Source organism: Dyella sp. SG609 (assembly GCF_012275375.1).
Taxonomy (GTDB): Bacteria; Pseudomonadota; Gammaproteobacteria; order Xanthomonadales; family Rhodanobacteraceae; genus Dyella_D; species Dyella_D marensis.
Window position 1 is genome coordinate 436,005 of the sequence record NZ_JAAZQJ010000001.1, and the last position, 23,047, is coordinate 459,051.

The window sequence follows — 23,047 nt, forward strand, 5'->3', positions numbered from 1 at the left end:
CCCGCATCGGCTTCCATCCGTGAATGCCAATCAACGGTTGCGTTCACGCCTCATCGCCAGGAAGCGACGGGCCTGGACGCGGCCCCAGACAGCGAGGTGCAGGGGGCATCCGGAAGCAGCGTTTCGCCCGGCAAAGCATGTGTTCCTGCCATGGCGCGTCCGCCGCGCCACGGGAAAGTGCTGCCCCGCGAAAACGTTCCACCTTCCCGTGTTCCCATGCAGCGCCATGGGAGAAAGCAATGGGCCAGTGCCCGCGCGTGCGGAAACCCAGTCCGAGCCAGCCGTGCAGGTTGCTGCCGGTGGCCGCGCGGATGCATGCCGTGGCAAACGTTGATGCGCGCGCGTGCGCACATGCCCTGCGCGAAAAATCACCAGAGCAGATGGCGAGTATCGCAGGCACGCAGTGCCCTGGCGTTTTTCGCCGGTGGGCGTGCCATCGCGCGCATCGCCGGTTCGACCACGATCACGCATCGCGCTTTCCGGCGCGCGGTTTCGCGCGCACTCCGGCAGCGGCGGTGGAAACGAATGGAAAGGGGCGGCCTTCCCAGGAAGGGAAGTGGCATACGCAAAGGACACGTATCCACAGATGGAAGCCATACGGGAGTAGTCGACAATGACGTTGGTCGAGCACAAGCGATTCCAGCGCCCGCCGATCCAGGGGATCCCCATCCAACCATGTCGCGGCCTCGCGCCGCTTCCGCGCTTATGAGCGACTGATCCGGGCCATGTCCCGGGCACCGTCGCCGTGATGTTCGCGCTCGTCGCGAACGCCTGAAACACACGGGCCGCGGAACCACAACCTGCACGCGCGCCGCAGGCGCCGATAGCGCGGAACCCGATGGCGGTTGCGCGCTCCGGGTCTTTGCGCGCCCGCGTCGCCGGATCCGCGCGCCTCCTTGATTTGCACTCGCCCCATGCAAGGAGATCGTCATGAACAAGATTTACGGCAAGGTCTGGAACCGCGCGCTGCAGCAGCTCGTGGTGGTGTCGGAGCTGGCGACGAGCCGGCGTGGCGCCAGTACCAAGGGCGATGCGCGCGGCGTGCTGCGTCCGTTGGGCGCGGGCGTGTTCACCGCGATGGTCGCGTTTGGCTGGGTCGGGTGGTCGGCGACAGCGCAGGCGCAGTCGGTGGATTGCTCGGCGGCGCCTTACAACGCCTATAACAGTACCGCTGCGTGCATGGGCCTCAGTTCCGCGGCAAGCGGCGTAGGAGCCACCGCGCTCGGTTCGCTTGCGCATGCCGACGTGCTGGGCGCACTGGCGGTGGGGTACAACTCGCACGCGGCAGCCCAGAACGGCATCTCCCTCGGCTTCCAGGCATACACGACCGGCGTCAATTCGATCTATCTCGGTGCACGCACGGCAGCGGGCACTGGTGCGCTCGCCAATAGCTCCATCGGTATAGGCCAGGACGTCACCGCCTCCGGCGTCAGTGGTGTCGCCATCGGTACGGTCGCGAAAGCTGTCGGCGGCAACGCGGTGTCCATCGGCGCTCTCAGTTCCGTCGATGTCAACTCCGGCAACAGCGTGGCGATCGGTCCTTCGGCCAGCGCGACCGGCGCCATCAATGCCGTAGCCCTTGGTTCCGGCGCCGCGGCAAGTACGGGCCAGGCCACTGCGCTGGGCGCATCCAGCAAAGCTTCGGCTGATGGCGCAACGGCGGTCGGCTTGTCATCGCAAAGCACCGCCACTCATGCGACCGCCGCCGGTTGGCAAGCTTATGCAACAGCGCTCAATGCGGTTTATCTTGGCGCGCGCACCGTGGGTACTGGCGCGTCGGCCGAATCGGCCATCGCCATCGGTACGGACGTGAGCGTGTCAGGCCAGTACTCGATCGGCATGGGCCTGCAGTCGGCGGTGAGCGGTGTCAATGCCGTAGCGATCGGCTATTTGACCAAGGCGAGTGGGCAAGGTGCCGTCGTCCTGGGCTCAGGAGCCAATGGTTCTGCTTTGAACGCGATCGCTCAAGGCGCTGGTGCGATCGCTTCCGGCACTAATTCGATTTATCTCGGAGCGCGCACGGCCGCCAATACAGGGGCCACCGCGGGAAGCGCGGTGGCTATCGGTACGGACGTGACATCCAGCGGCGCGGGTTCCGTCGCTATCGGCGTACAGTCCCTCGCCAATAAGGATTACGCGGTAGGCCTGGGTGTGAGAGCCAATGCCACGGGCGTGGGGGCCACCGCGATCGGTGCAAATGCCACCGCGAGTGCGACGGCCAGCGGGGATAACTCCATCGCCATTGGCGGGCAGTCTGCCTCTTCCGCCACCAACGCGATCGCCATCGGCACCGCCACGGTCGCCAATGCGGGCGATGCCGTGGCGATCGGCAACGGCTCGACCGCCACCGGCGGCAAGGCCGTCGCGGTCGGCTCCGGCAACGTCGCCAGCGGCAATGGCGCTGTCGCCATTGGCGATCCCAATACCGCCACCGGCAACGGCGCGATCGCCAGCGGCCTGGACAACACCGCCACCGGCAACGGCTCGGTCGCGATGGGTAACACCAACATGGTCGGCGGCGGTGGGCAAGCGGTGGGTACGGCCGGAACCGCGGCGCAGGGCGCGGTCGGCATCGGCTACCAGAACACGGTGGTCGGCCAGGGCAGTATCGCGATCGGCAGCACCAGCCAGGCGCTGGCCGCCGGTGCCGTGGCGTTCGGCGATACGGCGGTGGCCAACACCAACCAGAGCATCGCGATCGGTACCAGTTCGAGTGCCACCGGCGGGAGCGCCATCGCCATCGGCCGGATCAGCACCGCGAACGGGACGAATGCGGTGGCCCTGGGTGCCGGCGCCGGCGCGAACGCCAACAGCACGCTGGCACTCGGAAACTCGGCCGCCGCCAACAATGTCGGCGACGTGGCGCTGGGCAACGGGTCCACCACCGCTGCCGCGGTCGGTACGGCCAGCTACACCATCGCCGGCACCACCTACAACTTCGCCGGCACCACACCGACCAGCACCGTGAGCGTCGGCAGTGGTACCAATCAGCGCACCATCACCAATGTCGCCGCCGGCCGCATCAGCGGCAGCAGCACGGATGCGATCAACGGCTCGCAGCTCTATGCGCTGACGCAGGCGGTCAATGCGGTCGCGACCAGCGCGCCTACGCACTACTTCAGCGTCACCGACGGTGGCACGCAGCAGGCCAATTACCTCAACAACGGTGCCACTTCCCCCAACGCTATTGCCATCGGACCGGGCGCCGCTGCTTCGGGCACCTACGCCGCGGCCATCGGCATGAATGCAAAGGCAGGCGGCGATTGGGCGGTGGCGCTCGGACAGAACACCAACGCCACGGTGCAAACGGCTACGGCCCTGGGAGCCGGCAGCACAGCCAGCGCCACCTTCGCGCTGGCGTCAGGGTTCCAGGCGTCGGCCACCGGCTCGGGGGCCTCTGCCGTCGGCCTTCATTCCAACGCTTCCGCCCAGAACGCCGTGGCAGTGGGTAACGGCGCAGCCTCGTCCGCGGTCGATAGCATCGCGATCGGTACCAGCGCTGCTTCCACCGGACCATCGGGAGGCGCTATCGCGATCGGAGGCAACGCCAACGCGAACGGCTCGTTCGCCACCGCCATCGGTATCGGCGCGAAGGCGACCGGCGATTGGGCGACGAGCTTCGGTCAAGGAGCGAACGCCTCGGTCCAGCAGGCCACCGCTCTTGGTGCCAGCAGCGTCGCCTCAGCCAATTTTGCGTTTGCCGCGGGTTTCCAGACTTCCGCGTCGGGGGCTGCCGCAACGGCGGTCGGGCTTCATGCGAATGCGTCTGGCCAGAACGCGATAGCGGTCGGCAATGCGGCGACTTCGTCGGCGGCCAATGCGACCGCGGTCGGCAATGCTTCGCAGGCGCTCGCCGCATCTACCGTGGCTCTGGGCGACACCAATACTGTCGCGGCGGGCGCGGGTACAGGCTCGATCGCCGGCGGCCACAACTCGCAGGTGCTCGGCGGCACCGGCGCGGTGGCGCTGGGCGAAAGCCAGACCGTCAACGGCAATGGCGCGGTGGCGATCGGCGATCCGAACTCCGCCACCGGCAACGGCGCCGTCACCGTGGGTTCGAACAACACCTCCAACGGCGACGGTGCGGTGGCGATCGGCAACGGCAACAACGCGCAGGGCGTGGGCTCGGTCGCGCTGGGCAACGGCAGTGCCGCGCAGGCGGCGGGCGGCGTGGCGTTCGGCAACGGTGCCGTCGCCACCAATGCCAACGATGTGGCGCTGGGCTCCGGATCCACCACCACCACGGCGGTGGGCACGGCTAGCTACACCATCGCCGGCACCACCTACAACTTCGCAGGCACCACGCCGGCGAGCACGGTGAGCGTGGGCGCGGGCGGTGCCGAGCGCACCATCACCAACGTGGCCGCCGGGCGCATCAGCAACAGCAGCACCGATGCGATCAACGGCTCGCAGCTGTGGGCGACCAACCAGGCGGTCGACAACCTCAGCAACGTGGTGGCGGCGGGTGCAACGCATTACTACAGCGTCAACGACAACGGCACGCAGGGCGGCAACTACGCCAACAACGGCGCGACCGGCGTCAATGCGCTGGCCGCGGGCGTCGGTTCCACTGCCGCGGCCGATCGCAGCACCTCGCTGGGACAGGGCACCAGCGTATCGATACTGGGCGGCGTCGCGCTCGGCGCAGGCGCGGTGTCCGACCGGGCAATCGCGCCGGCCTCCGGCTCGATCATCGTCGGCACCAATGTGATTCCGTACAACACCACGGACCGCAACCTGCTCGGCGCGGTGTCGGTGGGCAACACCACCGACTTCCGCCAGATCACCAACCTGGCGGACGGCACGCAGGACCAGGATGCGGTGAGCCTGCGCCAGCTGAAGGGTGCGATGAGCTCGTTCTCGGTGACGCCGATCAAGTACTTCCACGCCAATTCCAGCGCGACCGACTCACTGGCCGCCGGTGCGGAGTCGGTAGCCATCGGTCCGCAGACCACCGTCAATGGCGACAACGGCATCGGCATGGGCAACGGTGCGATCGTGCAGCAGACCGCGCCGGGCGGCACGGCGATCGGCCAGAACGCCACGGTGAACCTGGCTGACGGCGTGGCGCTGGGCACCAATGCCACCTCCAACGGCATCCAGGCGGTGGCCATCGGCCAGGGCTCGCAGGCGGCGTTCGCCGGCAGCGTGGCGCTGGGCGCGGGTTCGGTCACGGCCGCGGCGGTGGGTACGCCCAACACGGTGATCAACGGCCAGACCTACGCTTTCGCCGGCACCACGCCGGGCAGCACCATCAGCGTCGGTACCACCGGTGCGGAGCGCACCATCACCAACGTGGCCGCCGGCCGCCTGGACCAGAACAGCACCGATGCGATCAACGGCTCGCAGCTGTACCAGACCAACCAGGCGATCGGCACGGTAGGCACCAGCGTCACCAATCTGGGCAATACCGTCACCAACCTGGGCAACTCGATCGCCACCAGCTACGGCGGCAACACCACCTACGATCCGGCCACCGGCACGCTCAATACCAGCATCACCTACGGCGGCAACACCTACAGCTCGCTGCAGCAGGTGTTCAACCAGATCAACACCGGCGGCATCAAGTATTTCCACGCCAACTCCAACCTGGCCGATTCGCTGCCCAATGGCCTGAACAGCGTGGCGATCGGCCCGGTGTCGACGGCCAACACGGAGAACGCGGTGTCGATCGGCAATGGCGCCACCGCCGGCGCGAACGTGGGCGACGTGGCGCTGGGCGCGGGTTCGAGCACCGCGGCCGTAGTGCAGACCGGCAGCGGCACCATCGCCGGCAACACCTACACCTATGCCGGCACGACGCCGACCAGCACGGTGAGCGTGGGTGCGCCGGGTGCCGAACGCACCGTCACCAACGTGGCCGCGGGCCAGGTCAACGGCAACAGCACCGATGCCATCAACGGCTCGCAGCTGTACGCCACCAACCAGGCGATCGACACGTTGAACAGCACCGTGATCGCCAACGCCACGCACTACTACAGCGTCAACGACGGCGGCACGCAGGGCGGCAACTACGCCAACAACGGCGCGACGGGTGCCAACTCGCTGGCCGCGGGCGTGGGCGCCACGGCCACGGCGGCTTCCGGTACTTCGCTGGGCCAGAATACCGGGGTATCGGTGCTGGGCGGCGTGGCGCTGGGTTCGGGAGCGGTGTCCGATCGTGCGATCGCGCCGGCGTCCGGCTCGATCATCGTCGGCACCAATGTGATTCCGTACAACACCACGGACCGCAACCTGCTCGGCGCGGTGTCGGTGGGCAACACCACCGACTTCCGCCAGATCACCAACGTGGCGGACGGCACGCTCGACCAGGATGCCGTGACCTTGCGCCAGTTGAAGGGTGCGATGTCCTCGTTCTCGGTCACGCCGATCAAGTACTTCCACGCCAACTCCACCGCGAGCGATTCGCTGGCGGCGGGTGCGGAGTCCGTGGCGGTCGGCCCGAAGACCACGGTCAACGGCGACAACGGCGTAGGCATCGGCAACGGTGCGATCGTGCAGCAGACGGCTCCGGGCGGCACGGCGATCGGCCAGAACGCCACGGTGAACCTGGCCGATGGCGTGGCGCTCGGTACCAATGCCACCTCCAACGGTATCCAGGCGATGGCGCTGGGCGCGGGTACGGAAGCGGCATTCGCCGGCAGCGTGGCGCTCGGCGCGGGTTCGAAGACCGACGCGGCGGTGGGTACGGCCAGCGCAACCTTGGCGGGCACCACCTACAACTTCGCCGGCGCGACGCCGGGTTCGACGGTGAGCGTGGGCAGCGTGGGCGCGGAGCGCACGCTTACCAACGTGGCGGCGGGCCGCATCAGCGGCAGCAGCACGGATGCGATCAACGGCTCGCAGCTGTTCGCCACCAACCAGACCCTGCAGCAGCTCTACACCAGCCTGCAGAACCTGACCAACACGGTGAACAACCTGCCGTCGCAGGGGCCGGGCACTACCAACAACACCTACCAGACCAGCGTCGACAACACCAAGAACGCCACCGCCACCGGCAACAACTCCACCGCGGCCGGCGCCAACTCCAACGCCTCGGGCAACAACAGTACGGCGATCGGCGGCAACTCCAGCGCCACCGGCGACAACAGCGTGGCGATCGGCGCCAACTCGGTAGCCAATACCGCCAATACCGTGTCGGTCGGTTCGGTGGGCCACGAGCGCACCGTCACCAACGTGGCGGCCGGCACCAACGCTACCGACGCGGTGAACGTGGGCCAGCTCAACGACGCCATCCAGAGCGCCAAGAACTGGTCGAAGGACTACGTCGACCAGCGCTTCCAGTCGGTGGACCGCGACCTCAACCGCATCGGCAACCGCGCCAATGCCGGCATCGCCTCGGCCATGGCCATGGCCAGCCTGCCGCAGGCCTACCAGCCGAACCAGAGTTCGGCCGGCGTGGCGCTGGGCACGTTCCACGGCGAGAACGGCATTGCGGTCGGCGTGTCCACCATCACCGAGAGCGGCCGCTACGTATTCAAGCTCAATGCCACCACCAACTCGCGCGGCGATGCCGGCGCCGGCGTCGGCGCGGGGGTGGTGTGGTGAGCGCGAACAAGACCATGAGCGATCTTCAAGGAGTCCATTCCATGCGTATCTCGATCAAGCACCTCGCCCTGGCCTCGTTTGCGCTGGCCCTGGCCGCCTGCGGCAATGTGAGCCACGACATCGCCAAGGACGGCGGCTCGGCCGGCCAGATGGTCTGGCCGGAGCCCGGCGACACCACGCCGATGCACAAGGGCGGCACCTTCCCGAACCTGGCCAACCTGCGGCAGATCAGGGCCGGCCTCAACAAGCCGCAGGTGTCCGACCTGATCGGCTATCCGCATTTCAGCGAAGGCGTGTGGGGCGTGCGCGAGTGGAACTACCTGTTCAACTTCCGCAAGCCCGGCAGCGACGAGGTGACGGTGTGCCAGTACAAGGTGCTGTTCGACGAGAACAAGCTGGCGCGCAGCTTCTACTGGAAACCGGAGTCCTGCGCGGCCTTGCTGGATGAGCCGAAGCCGCCGGCGCCCGCACCCGTGGCGCCGGCAGCGAGCAAGCCGCGCGTGCTTTCCGCCGATGCGCTGTTCGCGTTCGACAAGTCCGAGCTGTCGCCGGCAGGACGCCGCACGGTGGGCGACCTCGCCGCGGAACTGAGCGGGCAGGGCGACAAACTGCGCTCGGTACGCATCGACGGCTACACCGACCGCCTGGGCAGCGATGCCTACAACCAGCAGCTATCGCAGCGCCGCGCCGAATCGGTAAAAGCCGAACTGGTACGCGCCGGCGTGCCGGCACAGCGGATCAGCGCCGAAGGACATGGCAAGGCCGATCAGGTGAAGGACTGCCCGGACGGCAAGCGCGCGGAACTGATCGCCTGCCTGGCACCGAACCGGCGAGTGGAAGTGAAGGTCGATAGCGCGGAGTAGTGCGCTGCATAGGGCGTCTCTTCTCTTCGCGGTGAGCGAAGGGAAGAGACGCATTGCATCGGGATTCATCGCCCCGCTCCGCCCGGCCCCTCACCCCGACCCTCTCCCCGGAGGGGAGAGGGAGAAGTGTGGTGGCGTCGCATACAGGAGCGAAAAGCAGAAGCCGCCTCAGTCGCTGAACTTCCTCTTCGCCACGGCACGTTGAAGCACCCGCTACGTAAACGCACTGATGTTTCGTGTAGACCCAGGTTAATCAGGCTACCGCAGCCGCCCACCGCTCCTTCTAGTCGCGTCGCGAGCCGTTGCTCTTAGGCCATTCTCTCTTTGGTTACTTTCTCTTTGGGCCAGCAAAGAGAAAGTGACTCGGGCGCCGGCAGGCGTCCGAAATGCCCGCTGCATAAGCGGCCAAATCGCGTCAGCGCAAAAACCAGGCGATACCGCAAAAGGATCCCGGCCTACGCAGGGATGACGAAGATGGGGCGGCGAGGAAAGCCCGTGGATGGACTCAATGCAGAATCCACTGCTGCGGCGCCAAGCCGTTATCAGTCCACAACTGCAACTGCGTACCATGCGTAGTGGAACCGGCCGGATCATCCAGAATCAGCGCCCCCGACGCCTGATTCATCAGCTTATAGCTGCCATTGCCCAGATCCAGAAACTGCCAATTCTGATTGGCATTATTGGCGCAGCCCCACAACGTGACCAGATTGCCCGGCGAGGTACTCCCACCAGTGTTGTCCACGCACAAGCCAGTCGCCTGATTCTGGATGCTGAACCAGCCGCCACCCTTGGCATGCACAGTCCAGTTCTGCACCGAGAGATTGTTGCAATCCCACAGCTCCGCGCTGGTGTTGTTGGCGGTCGACCAGCCCGTGTTGTCCAGGCACAGCGCCGGAGCCTGCACACTCTGGAAGCTATGCACCGAACCGTCGGCGGGCAGCCGGTTCCACGGCTCGCTGGCGAAGTACACGATGCAGCCGCCATTGAGATAGTCCGAAGCCAGTTCCAGGATGCTGGAACCATCCGCCGCCGGCAGCAGGGCGGAGGAGTAGTTCGGGCAGTAGTTGTCGTACGCGGTGGGCACCTGCACCGGCGCGGCGATGGTGTACCAGTTGCCGCTGCCGTCGGTGTTGGTATTGGCGAACAGCACCTTGCCGTTGGACGGCGAGACGCTGCCGTTGGATTCGTACATCACCTGGCCCACCAGCAGGATGGCGCCGTTGGCTGACAGCACCGACGGGCTCCAGCGATTGAGCGGCGCGTGCTCCAGGTATTGGCCCGCCGCAGTCTGCACACGCGTGCCCATGTTGGTGGGATCGCCGTAGTTCCAGCCGTCGGTCGAGGTGCGCGAGAACACCGTGCAGGCCGCCGGTCCGCACAGCTCGTTGCTCATGAAGTAATGCCCGTTCGGCAGCTTGCTCACCGTGATCATGCCGGGGCGGTCGCCCTGGATGGTGCTGCGGATGGTGTCGGTGCGGTCCTGCCAGGAGCTGCCGTTGTAGGTGCGGATCTGCGCGAGCTTCTGGCTGCAGCAGGGGTCGGTTTCGTCGGACCAGAACATCACCAGCGCGCCGTCGCTGGCCACGCTGAACTCCGGCTCCCACAGGCCGCCGTGGTTGTTGTCGGCGGCCAGCGCGGGTGTGCTGTGGTAGGTCCACGACACGCCCTGGTTGGTGCTGACATAGACCTCGATCGCCGGATTGCCGCCCGAGAAGTACGAGCCGGCGGAGATCAGCGTGCCGGCCGCCAGCGAACCCACCTGCTGCGGCAGTTCGTACAGCGTGGTGCAGCAGCGCTCGCTGCTGCCCGGCACGGTCGGTACGGTGCCGAGCTGGCTCCAGCTGGCGCCGTTGTCGTTGCTCTGGAAGATGATGCCGTTGGTGCTGGCGACGAGGCGCCCGTAGGTGTTGGCGGGGCCGTGTTCGAGCCGGACCACGCGAGGGTAGAGCGTGCTGCCTTGCAGGACGGTGCCGGTTGCGGCGTGGGCCGTACCGATGACGGCGAGCAGGCAGGCGCAAAGCACGGTGAACCACCAGGAACGGATGCGATGCATGACGTTCTCTCCGGATGAGTTGGTGGCGTGTGTGAAGTCGTGGAGCGCGCGGGCCGGTAGGTCCGGCCTCGCTTTCTGTGCTCATTCCTTCGGCGCAGGTTGGGGTGAGCCGCAGGCGAACCCCAAGCTTGCCGCGAGGTTGGGGTTCGCCTGCGGCTCCCCCCAACCTACGATGGCTAGCGGCCGATATCGCGCAGCTTTTTTCCGGCCAGCAGATTCCGCTCGATCTGCTCCAGCGTCACGCCCTTCGTCTCCGGCACCAGCCAGAACGTCAGTACGATAAACACCGCGTTGAGCGCCGCATACAGCCAGAACGTCGAGGCATTGCCGATGCTGTTGAGCAGGCTGAGGAAGGTGAAGCCGACCACCATGTTGGTGATCCAGTTGGTGAAGGTGGACACGCCGATGCCGAAGTCGCGGCCCTTCAGCGGCTGGATCTCCGAGCACAGCGTCCACACCAGCGGACCGGCCGACATGGCGAAGCCGACGATGAAGATCAGCAGCATGGCCACGCAGGTGTACTGCTCGGTCTGGCCGGTGATGCCGCCGTTCATCAGTATGCCCACCACGCCCAGGCCGATGGCCATCACGGTGAAGCCGGTATAGAGGATGGGCTTGCGGCCCCAGCGGTCGATCAGGGCGATGGCGATGAAGGTGGCCAGCACGTTGGTCAGGCCGACCAGGGCGGTGAACCACATCTGCGCGGACGTGTCGTAGCCCATTTCCTGGAAGATGCGCGGCGCGTAATACATCACCACGTTCATGCCGGTGAACTGCTGCATCAGCTGCAGCAGGGCGCCCAGATACACCGAGCGGCGGAAGTTGCGGTTCTCCTGGAACAGGTGCCAGCCGCGCTGCGGGGTCTTCAGCTGCTCCTCGATGTCCGCCGCTTCGCGCGCCACCGCGGCCTCGTCGCCGCGCAGGCGGCGCAGCACCTCGATGGCCTCGTCGCGGCGGCCGCGCATCATCAGCCAGCGCGGGCTGTCGGGCAGGCCGAGCACGCCGAGCAGGAACAGCGCGCCGGGAATGGCGATCACGCCGAGCATCCAGCGCCACGCACCGTGGTAGCTGAGCGCGGTGTCGGAAAGAAAGGCCACCAGGATGCCGATGGTGATCATCAGCTGGTAGGTGGAGATCATCGCGCCGCGGATGTGCTCCGGCGCCACCTCGGCCAGGTACAGCGGCGCGGTGAAGGTGGCGATGCCGATGGCCAGGCCCAGGATCACGCGCGCGGCAATCAGGGTTTCCGGCGACCAGGCCAGTCCGCACAGCAGCGAGCCGATCACGAACAGGATCGCGCCCAGGATCAGCGAACGCTTGCGGCCCAGCTGCGAAGACAGCCAGCCGGCGCCCAGCGCGCCGACCGCCGCGCCGAACATCATGGAGCTGACGATCCACTCGATGGTGTGGTCGCTGATGGCGAACTCGGCCTTGATGAACTGCGAAGCGCCGGAAATCACGCCGATATCCAGCCCGAACATCAGGCCGGCGAGCGCGGCGAGCACGCAGGTGTAGATCACGGTGCCCTTGGCGTGGGCGGTGGGTGAGGCGATGGCTTGGGAGTTCATGGAACCGAGGACCTCGCTGGCGTGAAGGCAGGCGTGAACAAGGATGGACCGCCGATGGATAAGGAACGAACGATGGATCAGGAAGGCCGGCCGAAACCGGGCGGCGCTCCGCGGAAACGGGGTTCCGGCAGGCCGGTGGTGCCGGCATCGGCCGCGAACAGCGCACCGGCCTGCGGCTGGGTTGCCAGCGCGTCGGCGGACAGGCCGTCGCGCGCGCTGGTGATGTAGAGCGTGGCCAGCTCCGGGCCGCCGAAAGCCGGACGGGTGGGTTGCGTGGCCGGCACCTCGATCGCGCGGTCGACGCGGCCATCCGGCGCGTAGCGCACCACGCGGCCCAGGCCCCATTGCGCATTCCACAGAAAACCTTCGGCATCCACGGCGGAGCCATCCGGCTCGCCACGCGCATCGTCCACGCGCGCGAACGCACGCGGCTCGCCGCAGCGTTCGGCGTAGTCGCAGCTCTGGATCAAACGCGAAGGCGAATCGCAGAAATACATGGTGCGGCCATCGGGGCTGAAGGCGACGCTGTTGCTGATGCCAACCCCGGGAAGATTAAGCCGCTCCAGCGTGAGGTCCGCGTTGAGGCGGTAGAACGCGCCGATCGGCTGGCGCGCTTCGCCGGCCGCGGGCTCGTGCAGGGTGCCGAACACGAAGCGCCCCTGACGGTCGCAACCGCCGTCATTGAGGCGGGTGGGCAGGTCCGGTTCCACCTCGACGATCGGCAACAGCGTTTCGTCCTGCGGGCGGAAAAAAGCCAGGCGCGAGGCCAGCCCGAGCAGCAGCCAGCCATCGGCTTCGCACAGGGCGAGGCAGCCGAGGCGTTCGGGCATGTCCCAGCGGCGTGTTTCGCCGTCCGCCGGGCGGTGCCGCCACAGCGCGGCGGCCTGGATATCGGTCCAGTACAGCGCCTGCTCGCGTTCGCACCACAGGATGCCTTCGCCCAGCGTATTGGCCGGATGGTGGACGACGCGCGCGTTCATACCCAGCCGCCGTCGACCACGAAGGACTGGCCGGTGCACATGCGGCTGTCGTCGGCGCCGAGAAACAGCGCGGCGCGGGCGAGGTCTTCGGCCATCAGGTAGCCGGGCAGGCACTGCGTGCGGCGGATCTCTTCCTCGCCGGCCGCATCCAGCCACAGGCGGCGCTGCTTCTCGGTGATCACCCAGCCGGGCACCAGCGCATTGATGCGGATGCGGTCGTGGCCCAGCTCGCGCGCCAGGCCGTTGACCAGGCCGTGCACGGCGGACTTGGCCATGGCGTAGATCGGATAGCCGGCGTTCTTCTTCATCCAGCCGGTGGAGCCCAGGCAGATCACCGAGCCGCCGCCGAGCGCGCGCATGTCCTCGCGCACGGCCTGGGTGGCGAAGTACTGGTGGCGCAGGTTGATGGCGATGCTGCGGTCGAACTGCTCGCCGGTGGTGTCGCCGAAGCTGTGGCGCACGTCGTTGGCGGCGTTGTTCACCAGCACCGCCACCGGGCCGTGCGCTTCGCGCGCGCCGGCGATCGCCGCGTACAGCGCGTCGAGGTCGGTGATGTCGCAAGGCAGGAAGCGCGGCGCGTGGCGTTCGCCGGCCAGGCTTTGCGCCAGCGCTGCGCCATGTTCGCGGTCGATGTCGACGAAGGCGACGCGGCTGCCCTGGCGTACGAAGTGCTCGACGAAGGCGGCGCCGATGCCGGTGGCGCCGCCGCTGACGAAGACGTGGCGATCGAGCAGGCTGGGGTAGGTGGCGAACTGCTCCATGCTCACCACTCCGCCACGCTGCCGTCGGCATGGCGCCACAGCGGATTGCGCCAGCGATGGCCTTCGGCGGCACGCTCGGCCACGTATTCCTCGTTCACCGTGATGCCCAGGCCCGGGCCGGTGGGCATGCTGACGTAGCCGTCCTGGTAGGCGAACACGCTGCGGTCGGTGACGTAGTCGAGCAGGTCGTTGGAGGCGTTGTAGTGGATGCCCAGGCTCTGTTCCTGGATGAAGGCGTTGTGGCTGACCGCGTCGATCTGCAGGTTGGCCGCCAGCGCGATGGGACCCAGCGGGCAGTGCAGGGCGATGGCCACGTCGTAGGCTTCGGCCATCGCGGCGATCTTGCGCGTCTCGGTGATGCCGCCGGCGTGCGAGGGATCGGGCTGCAGAATGTCCACGCCGCCGGTTTCCAGCACGCGCTTGAAGTCGTAGCGCGAGTACAGGCGCTCGCCCAGCGCGATCGGCGCGGGCGAAATGGCGGCCAGTTCGGGAATGCACTCGAGGTATTCGGACAGCACCGGCTCCTCGATGAACATCAGCTTGTACGGCGCCAGCTCGCGCATCAGCACCTTGGCCATCGGCTTGTGCACGCGGCCGTGGAAGTCCAGGCCCAGGCCGACGTGCGGGCCGACCGCGTCGCGCACCGCCTGCACGTTGGCGAGCACGCGGTCGACCTTGTCGTAGCTGTCCACATATTGCATTTCTTCGGTGGCATTCATCTTCACCGCGGTGAAGCCGCGCGCCACCGCTTCCATCGCGGCGCGCGCGGTGTCGGCCGGGCGGTCGCCGCCGATCCACGAGTACACGCGGATGCGTTCGCGCACCGGGCCGCCGAGCAGGTCGTAGACGGGGCGGCCGAGGTCCTTGCCCTTGATGTCCCACAGCGCCTGGTCGATGCCGGCGATGGCGCTCATCAGGATCGGGCCGCCGCGGTAGAAGCCGGCGCGGTACATCACGCTCCACAGGTCTTCGATATGGTGCGGGTCCTTGCCGATGAGGTAGTCGGAGAGTTCCTCGACTGCCGCCGCCACGGTATGCGCGCGGCCCTCGACGACCGGCTCGCCCCAGCCGCTGATGCCGGCATCGGTGTCGATGCGCAGGAAGCACCAGCGCGGCGGAACGAGGAAGGTGGTGAGGCGGGTGATCTTCATGCGCGGTTTCCTTGCGAAACGGGGTGTAGATGCCGCCAGGCGTCGGCGAAGTCGCGCGCACGGGCGGCGACGTCGACGGCCGCGCGGCCGGGGGCGTAGAGCGACGAACCGATGCCGAAGCCGGCCGCGCCGGCAGCGACCCATGGCGCCATGTTGTCGGGAGCGATGCCGCCGACCGGCAGCACGGCCAGGTCTTTCGGCAGCACCGCGCGCCAGGCCTTGAGCACGGCGGGCGAGGATTGCTCGGCGGGAAAGAGCTTCAAGGCATCGGCGCCGGCCGCGAGCGCGGCGAAGGCCTCGGTGGGCGTGGCCACGCCGGGCACGCAATAGAGACCAGCCTGCTTGGCGGCGCGGATCACCGCGACGTCGGCGTGCGGCATCACGATCAGGCGGCCGCCGGCGTCGGCGATGTCTTTCACCCGCGCCGGATCGAGCACGGTGCCGGCGCCGACCAGATAGCCGTCGCCCAGCGCGTCGGCCAGGCGGCGGATGCTGGCGCAGGGCTCGGGCGAATTGAGCGGCACTTCGAGCACGCGGAAGCCGGCGCCGGCGAGCGCGTGGCCGATGTCCACCGCTTCGTCGGGATGCAGGCCGCGCAGGATCGCGACCAGCGGCAAGTCTTGTAGCCAGGTATGCATGGGAGGGAGCGTGTTCATGAGGTGTGGGCGGTTGCGGGTGCCGCGGCGAGCGCCGCCGCGGTGGCGATCTGCCACAGGCCGTCGGCAGTGGTGCCGTCCGGCGCGCGCGAAAGCTGCAGGCCGTAGAGATCCGCGGCGCGGCGGTAGCGGTCGCACAGCGGGCCTTCGCCGACCATCGGGATGCTGCCGTTCGCGTCGGCCCAGCCGGCGGCCAGGGCCATGCGCATTTCCTCGCCGATCAACAGGCCGGAGAGATAGTCGGGCACGGCGGCCGGATCGAGCGCGCCGTCGAGCATCAGCGCGCGTGCCGAGAACAGCCGCGACAGCGCGCCGGCAGGACCGCTGTCGCGCGCGGCGGCGACGCCGCGGCGGAAGGCCTCTTCGTCATCGCGCGCTTCGGGCAGCGCGGCGCCGAGGATCGAATGCTGGCGCAGCAGGCCATACAGCTCGCCGGTCATCACCGTGGCGAAATCGGTGACCACGCCATCGCGCAGGCGTACCCATTTGCTGTGCGTGCCCGGGAGCAGCAGGCGCGTGGTGGCCGGTTCGGTGGCCAGTACGCCGACGATCTGCGTCTCCTCGCCGCGCATCACGTCGGGACGGTGCGGGTCGTGCAGGCCGGGCACCAGATAGAGCCGGTGGCCACCGGGCGTGGCGAGCGGGGTCAGGTGTTGCGCCAGCCGTTCGACGCCGGTGGGCGTATCGAGGTAAGGCACTTCCTGCCAGCCGTTGCGGCTGCCGACCATGCCGCAGGCCAGTACCGGCAGCGCCGGCCATTCGCGTACGGCCAGGGCGAACGCTTCCGGAAATCCGCCGGCCGGCAGTTGGCGGATGCCATGGGCCAGCGCGCGCGTCTCCAGCACCATGCCGTCCGCGCCGAACAGATAAGCGCGCAGGTGGGTGCTGCCCCAGTCCAGTCCGATCAGGCTGGCGCTCACGCGGAAGCCTTCCGGCGCGTGCGCGGACGGCTGCGGCGCATGTTGTCGCGCGAGTCGGCGATCATCGCCAGCATCGCCTTGCGCGCCACCTCCGGCTGCTTGCGGCGAATCGCTTCCAGCACCTGCTGGTGGTAGGGCAGGGAGTACTTGAAGTCGCCGGCGCTGCGCGCGGACAGGCTGAAGAACGCGCTCAGCGCGGTTTCCACCACCGAGAACAGCGAGTGCAGCAGTTCGTTGCCGGTGGCATGCAGCACGGCGTCGTGGAAGCGCACGTCGGCTTCGGTCCAGGCATCCGGCGTCTGTGCGGCGTCCATGGCGCGGTAGGCGCTGTCGATCTCGGCCAGCTGGGCGGCGTTGCGATGGCGCGCGGCGGAAGCAGCGGCGGCCGGCTCGATCAGTTCACGCATCTCCACCAGTTTCTCGACGAAGTCGTCGGTGGGCATGGAGGCGCAGCGCCAGGCGAGCACGTCGGAGTCCAGCTGGTTCCAGTAGCGTTCTTCCTGCACACGCGCGCCGACACCGGTGCGCGAGGCGATCAGGCCCTTGGCGGAAAGCACCTTCAGCGCTTCGCGCAGGGCGGTGCGGCTCACGCCGAGGTTCTCGGCCAGGGTTTCCTCGCGGGGAAGCACGTCGCCGGGCTTGACCCGGCCGCTGACGATGCGCTGCCCGAGTTCGTGCATCACGTGTCCGTACAGCGTGCGGACGGTGGGCGGCTTCTTCATGAATGTCTCGATCCCCTGTGCCTTTCTGTATGAGGGGCGGCGGCGCCGCAGACGCCCGGCTTCCGGGCTGCCGGGTTATTTGTCATACAAACGGACTATAAGCACTTCGCTTAGTCTCTGCCAAGCGTCGCGTGTGTTTTCGGACGGTTCCGTACATGGACGGCTATTCGCCGGCGATGACGCATTGCGATATTTCTCAGATCGCTTACGAAAGTCAGGTCCCGCAAGAAATGGTGCAATGGCCTGAAATGACAAACCGAAGATGGGAATCGTATGCGTGCACGAGGCCGATGTTGCGCCGCGCAAGGGCGCGGACACGGTGCAAAGATCGCTTGCACGATAATCATACAATGTGATTGCATGCGCCGTCCCGTAAGGGTGGCGAAGGGGAAACGAGAGATGCGACGTGCGATGCTCCTGGGTTTCATGGGCACGGTTTCTTTGGGTGCGATGACTATGGCGACGGCAGTGCAGGCAGTGGAAGCGAAGCGCGAAACGTTCGGGTCGCTGCCCGACGGCAGCAAGGTCGATGCCGTGGTGCTCGACTCGGGCCACGGCGTGCGCGTGCGCGTGATCGCCTATGGCGCCAGCCTGCAGGAAGTGAGCGCGCCGGACCGCCATGGCAAGAGCGCCAACATCCTGCTGGGCTATGCGAAGTTCGACGACTATCTGAAGAAGCCGCAGTACTTCGGCGCCACGGTGGGGCGCTATGCCAACCGCATCGCCAAGGGCCATTTCAGCCTGGACGGCCACAGCTACAGCGTGCCGGTCAACGACGGTCCCAACTCGCTGCACGGCGGCAGCAAGGGTTTCGACAAGGTGCTGTGGAGCCTGGGCGAGGCCAAGAGCGGCGCCGACGGCGCCAGCGTCACGCTTACCTATGTCAGCCCCGACGGCGACATGGGCTATCCGGGCAAGCTCACCGCCACGGCCATCTATACGCTCGATGCGCACAACCGGCTGACCATCGAATACCGCGCCACCACCGACAAGCCGACCATCGTCAACCTCACCAACCATGCGTATTGGAATCTCTCCGGCGAGGGTTCCGGCTCGGTGCTGGAGCAGAAGCTGACGATCCCGGCGGAAACCTTCCTGCCGATCGATGCTACTTCGATTCCGCTGGGCCAGTTCCAGCCGGTGGCCGGCACGCCTTTCGATTTCCGCCAGGGCAAGCCGATCGGCCGCGATATCCGCACGCCCGATGCGCAACTGCTCAACGGCCGCGGCTACGACCACGATTTCGTGATCGCGCGCGACGTGGCCAAGGAACCCCGCCTGGTGGCGAAAGTGGAAGACCCGGCTTCCGGCCGCGTGATGACGCTGAAATCCACCATGCCGGGCCTGCAGTTCTATTCCGGCAACTTCCTCGACGCGACCAGCGTGGGCACCGGCGGCCATGTCTACCGCCAGGGCGATGCGTTCGCGCTGGAACCGCAGTTCCATCCCGACACGCCCAATCAAGCGGCGTTCGGCTCGGCGCGGCTGGCGCCGGGGCAGGAATACCGCCACACCATCGTGTACGAATTCGGCACGGAGCCGGTGCAAGGCAAGCACTGACGGGCGACTGACCGTCCGCCGCAGCGACCGACCAGGGCGCCCCCATGCAGGGCGCCGCGGGAGCGCTTTGCCCGCTGCGGCCCGGATCAACCTCAAGACCTCCGGCGGGGACCGGAGCTCATCCAAGCAAACGGGGAGTTGGACATGAAACATGCATTGATGGTGACGGCACTGGGACTGGCGGCCTTGCTCGCCGCGCCCGCGTCGTTCGCGCGGGAAAGCACCGCGCGCTGGACGCCTGCCGAAGCCAAGGCCTGGTATGCGAAACAGGCCTGGCCGCTGGGCAGCAACTATCTGCCGTCCAACGCGATCAACGAGCTGGAGATGTGGCAGGCCGGCAGCTTCGACGCCGCGCGCATCGACCAGGAACTGGGCTGGGCGCAGCAGCTGGGCATGACCACCATGCGCGTGTTCCTGCACGACCTGCTGTGGCAGCAGGATGCGGCGGGTTTCAAGCAGCGCATCGACCAGTTTCTCGCCATCGCCGACAAGCACCATATCAAGCCGATCTTCGTGCTGTTCGATTCCTGCTGGGATCCGGAGCCGAAACTGGGGCCGCAGCATCCGCCGATTCCCGGCGTGCACAACTCCGGCTGGGTGCAGAGCCCGGGCGTGGCGCTGGCCGATCCCAGCCAATACCCGCGCCTTGAGCAGTACGTGAAAGATATCGTCGGCAGCTTCGGCAAGGACCAGCGCGTGCTCGCCTGGGACGTGTGGAACGAGCCGAACAATCCCGGCGGCGGCAATTACGACGCCAAGGAACCGAAGGACAAGTTCGCCCTGGTGGCGAAACTGCTGCCGCAGGTGTTCGCCTGGGCGCGCAGCGCATCGCCGGTGCAGCCGCTGACCAGCGGCCTGTGGGAACACGAGGACTGGTCGGATCCGGCCAAGCTCGATGCGGTCGAGCGCACCCAGGTCGAGCAGTCCGACGTGATCAGCTTCCACAACTACGGCTGGCCGGAAGAGTTCGCGCGCCGCGTGAAGCAGCTGGAAGGCTACGGCCGCCCGCTCATCTGTACCGAATACATGGCGCGCGGCAACGGTTCGACCATCGACGGCGTGCTGCCGCTGGCCAAGAAGCTCGACGTGGGCATGGTCAACTGGGGCTTCGTCGACGGCAAGGCGCAGACCATCATGCCGTGGGATTCCTGGCAGCGCCCCTACACCTTGCAGCCGCCGACGCTGTGGTTCCACGACCTGCTGCATGGCGACGGCACGCCTTATCGCCAGCGCGAAGCCGACATCCTGCGTGCGCTGTCGCATGCGCCGCGCGGCGTCGTGCCGGCGGACGCGGCAACGTATCCGGCAGGGAGCCTGCTCAAGACGCGCTGACCCCAGGCGCGCCACATCGGCGCGCCCGCTGGAGCGGGCCGCCTTCTTTCTTCCAGAACGCATGCCGCCGGCACGCGCCGGCGCCGCTTTGACTCCGTAAACCGGGGAGGTTCATACCATGACTCGCTATCGCATCCCGCTGTCCCTGCTCGCGATGGCCATTGCCGCCGCGCTGGCGCCGGCCTATGCCGCCGACACCAGGCCCGACGCGCAGAGCGCCGATCCGCAACAGTCCACCGACCAGGCACCCGCCGCACCCGCGGGCCAGGCGCCGGCCAAAAAGAAAGCCGGCACCGCCGACCAGGCCTCCACCCAGAACGCGGTGAATCTTTCCGGCGTGGTGGTGACGCCGCTGCGCGAAAGCCTGCAGAGCGCGCAGGCGCTGAAGCAGGACTCGCGCATGGTGGTCGATTCCATCGTCGCCGAGGACATCGGCAAGCTGCCCGACAACAGCGTGGCCGACGCCATGCAGCGCATCACCGGCGTGCAGATCGCGCAGGGCTTCCAGGGCGAGACCAGCTCGGTGGTGATCCGCGGCCTGCCCAACGTAATCACCACCTTGAACGGCCGCGAGATCTTCAGCGGCGTCGGCCGCGCCTTCGCCTTCCAGAACCTGCCGGCCACCGCGGTGAAGACCGTGCAGGTCTACAAGACCAGCGAAGCCAGCCTGCCGGACGGCGGCATCGCCGGCCTGGTCGACATGCAGCTGTATCGCCCATTGGATTTCGACGGCAGCAAGGTGGCGGCCACGCTCACCGGCACGCACAGCAAGTACGGCGGCCATACCGATCCCAACGGCAGCCTGCTGCTGAGCAACCGCTGGAACACCGACATCGGCGAATTCGGCGCGCTGCTCAACGTGGGCTACGACAAGCAGCGCTACGAATACAACGCGGTATGGGCGGATTTCCCCAAGGTGCTCACCGGCGGCAACGGCGCGCCGATCCGCACGGCCGGCGGCGACCTGATCTCCGCGCCCAATGGCTGGGGCGCCGACTACAACATCGGCAGCCGCAAGCGCCAGGAAGCGAACTACGCCCTGCAATGGAAGCCGAACAAGGACACCGAGGTCTATATCGAAGGCCTCTACACCTGGGATTCGGACCGCTACAACCAGCCGTACTATTTCAGCTTCCCGGTGGGCGTGGTCAATCCGTCCAGCCTGTCCGTCACCAACCATTGCTATGCCGACCAGCTGACCGGCTCGCCGTACTACGGCCAGCGCATCTGCGATGCCTCCAGCGGCGTGTGGACCGGCGACACCTATGCCGCCACCAGCACGCAGGCGCACGAGCAGTGGGGACATGACATCCAGAACTCGATCGGCATGAAGTGGCATGGCGACAAGCTCAATCTGTCCACCGACCTGTCCTTCAATTCCAGCTCGTTCCACGACCAGACCTTTATCGTCGACACCTTCCTGAAGGGGCCGATCACCACGGTGTGGAACGGCGCGCAGAACTGGGGCCTGGGCGGCAATCCGCAGCTCAATCCGTCCAACTACTACCTCAACGGCCTGTTCCAGACCTGGAACAACCAGCGCGGCGAACAGACGGCGTGGCGCGGCGACGGCACCTACGACCTGGGCGGCGATTTTTTCCAGTACATGGATTTCGGCCTGCGCTATTCCGACCACAAGGCCGAATACCGCGGCAGCGTGGAGATCTCCACGCCGCCGCCGGGCGGCACCGGCCAGATCGCGCTGAACCCGAACCCCGCCAACCAGGTGGTGGCGCGCTTCCCGAACGGCTACTTCTGCAGCCAGCCGACCACCGACGCGATTCCGGTGTCGTGGCTGAGCGGCTGCTACAACTTCCTGGTCAACAACGCCGACGCGATCCGCGGGCTGTACGGCCTGCCGGCGGGCCTGGCCGCGGAGAATCCCGGCCGCTTCTATCACATCCAGGAAAAGTCGTACGCCGGCTACCTGCAGTTCGGCTACGGCAACGAGCTGTTCGGCCTGCCGTACGACGGCCTGCTGGGCATGCGGGTGGAGCGCGTGAAGCGCCATCTGGACGCGTATTCGTTCGACGCTTCCAGCGGCATCTATTCGCCGCTGTCGGCTTCGACCAGCGCGCCGGTCTACCTGCCCAACCTCAGCTTCAACCTGCACCTGCGCGACAACCTGCAGCTGCGCGTGGTGGCGGCCAAGACGCTGACCTATCCGGGCTTCGGCCAGCTCAATCCGTCGATCTCGCTCAACCCCGGCACGATCAACCGCGCCGGCGTGGCCAGCAGCGGCAATCCGAACCTCAAGCCGATCCGCAGCAACAACTACGACGCCTCGCTGGAGTGGTATTTCGGCCCGGCCAGCTATGTCAGCGGCGGCGTGTTCTACCGCGACATCAACGGCTATATCCAGAACTACATCACCGACGTCACCATCGGCGGCCAGCCTTACCAGCTCAACTCGCCGCAGAGCGCCGGTTCGGGCCATCTGGATGGTGCGGAGTTCGCTTATCAGCAGTTCTTCGACTTCCTGCCCGGTCCGTGGAGCGGCCTGGGCGCGCAGTTCAACTACACCTATATCGAGGGCTCCACGCGCTCGCCGCAGTTCATCGGCGGCCCGATCACCGCCTCGCCGCTGCAGAACGTCTCGAAGAACAACTACAACGCGGTGCTGATGTACGAGAAGTACGGCTGGTCCGCGCGCCTGGCCTACAACTACCGCAGCCGCTACATCCAGGGCTTCAACCAGCCCACCGTCGCGGGCGTGAACGACGAGATCAAGCCCGCCAACCAGGTGGATTTCTCGCTCGGCTACGACGTCAACCAGAACTTCACCGTGGTGCTCAACGCGACGAACATCTTCGGCGCCAACCTGCACCAGTGGTGGGGCGACGGCACCACGCGTCCGCGCGACATCCGCTACCAGGACCGCACCATCGGCCTGGGCGTGCGCTTCAAGATGTGATTCCTCCCCGGCGGGCGGC

Annotated in this window: 13 protein-coding genes; 5 read left to right on the forward strand and 8 right to left on the reverse strand. The window is 67.2% G+C overall.

The annotated features are described in order from the left end of the window. Positions 1-930 precede the first annotated feature (930 nt). Both FHW85_RS01985 and FHW85_RS01990 read left to right on the forward strand, forming a co-directional pair. The gene (locus FHW85_RS01985; RefSeq protein WP_167254683.1) at positions 931-7,548 is read left to right on the forward strand and encodes an ESPR-type extended signal peptide-containing protein; all 6,618 of its coding nucleotides are present in this window, start codon (positions 931-933) and stop codon (positions 7,546-7,548) included. 41 nt (positions 7,549-7,589) lie between these two features. Then, the gene (locus tag FHW85_RS01990; RefSeq protein WP_168647133.1) at positions 7,590-8,411 is read left to right on the forward strand and encodes an OmpA family protein; all 822 of its coding nucleotides are present in this window, start codon (positions 7,590-7,592) and stop codon (positions 8,409-8,411) included. 505 nt (positions 8,412-8,916) lie between these two features. Here FHW85_RS01990 and FHW85_RS01995 read toward each other — a convergent pair. The 8 genes from FHW85_RS01995 to FHW85_RS02030 all read right to left on the reverse strand — a co-directional run bounded on the left by FHW85_RS01995 (position 8,917) and on the right by FHW85_RS02030 (position 17,222). Continuing rightward, a complete protein-coding gene (locus tag FHW85_RS01995) occupies positions 8,917-10,464 on the reverse strand; it encodes an RICIN domain-containing protein (protein ID WP_168647134.1) in 1,548 nt (515 codons plus the stop codon). 176 nt (positions 10,465-10,640) lie between these two features. Then, positions 10,641-12,032, reverse strand: coding sequence for a sugar porter family MFS transporter (locus FHW85_RS02000; RefSeq protein ID WP_167258684.1), 1,392 nt, complete (start codon positions 12,030-12,032; stop codon positions 10,641-10,643). 77 nt (positions 12,033-12,109) lie between these two features. Further along, a complete protein-coding gene (locus FHW85_RS02005) occupies positions 12,110-13,012 on the reverse strand; it encodes an SMP-30/gluconolactonase/LRE family protein (protein WP_168647135.1) in 903 nt (300 codons plus the stop codon). Continuing rightward, on the reverse strand, positions 13,009-13,773 hold the full coding sequence (locus tag FHW85_RS02010) for an SDR family oxidoreductase (protein ID WP_168647136.1): 765 nt from the start codon (positions 13,771-13,773) through the stop codon (positions 13,009-13,011). Before FHW85_RS02010 ends, FHW85_RS02005 begins: the two co-directional genes overlap by 4 nt. A 2-nt stretch (positions 13,774-13,775) precedes the next feature. Further along, positions 13,776-14,924: a galactonate dehydratase gene (gene dgoD, locus FHW85_RS02015; protein ID WP_167258678.1), complete on the reverse strand. Its 1,149-nt coding sequence runs from the start codon at positions 14,922-14,924 to the stop codon at positions 13,776-13,778. Next, on the reverse strand, positions 14,921-15,562 hold the full coding sequence (locus tag FHW85_RS02020) for a 2-dehydro-3-deoxy-6-phosphogalactonate aldolase (protein ID WP_167258676.1): 642 nt from the start codon (positions 15,560-15,562) through the stop codon (positions 14,921-14,923). Before FHW85_RS02020 ends, dgoD begins: the two co-directional genes overlap by 4 nt. 14 nt (positions 15,563-15,576) lie before the next feature. Beyond that, on the reverse strand, positions 15,577-16,500 hold the full coding sequence (locus FHW85_RS02025) for a 2-dehydro-3-deoxygalactonokinase (RefSeq protein ID WP_168647137.1): 924 nt from the start codon (positions 16,498-16,500) through the stop codon (positions 15,577-15,579). Further along, the gene (locus FHW85_RS02030) at positions 16,497-17,222 is read right to left on the reverse strand and encodes a FadR/GntR family transcriptional regulator (protein WP_168647138.1); all 726 of its coding nucleotides are present in this window, start codon (positions 17,220-17,222) and stop codon (positions 16,497-16,499) included. The genes FHW85_RS02025 and FHW85_RS02030 overlap by 4 nt, the downstream gene beginning before the upstream one ends. Positions 17,223-17,678: 456 nt before the next feature. Here FHW85_RS02030 and FHW85_RS02035 point away from each other — a divergent pair, with 456 nt between their 5' ends. From FHW85_RS02035 to FHW85_RS02045, 3 genes are all read left to right on the forward strand, one after another. Continuing rightward, positions 17,679-18,782, forward strand: a complete 1,104-nt coding sequence (locus FHW85_RS02035; RefSeq protein WP_246866610.1) for an aldose epimerase family protein — start codon at positions 17,679-17,681, stop codon at positions 18,780-18,782. A gap of 144 nt (positions 18,783-18,926) precedes the next feature. Next, positions 18,927-20,114 carry a 1,4-beta-xylanase gene (locus FHW85_RS02040; protein ID WP_246866611.1) on the forward strand — a complete coding sequence of 396 codons (1,188 nt, stop codon included), beginning with the start codon at positions 18,927-18,929 and terminating at the stop codon, positions 20,112-20,114. A gap of 118 nt (positions 20,115-20,232) precedes the next feature. Further along, positions 20,233-23,028, forward strand: coding sequence for a TonB-dependent receptor (locus FHW85_RS02045; RefSeq protein ID WP_167258670.1), 2,796 nt, complete (start codon positions 20,233-20,235; stop codon positions 23,026-23,028). Positions 23,029-23,047: the final 19 nt, after the last annotated feature.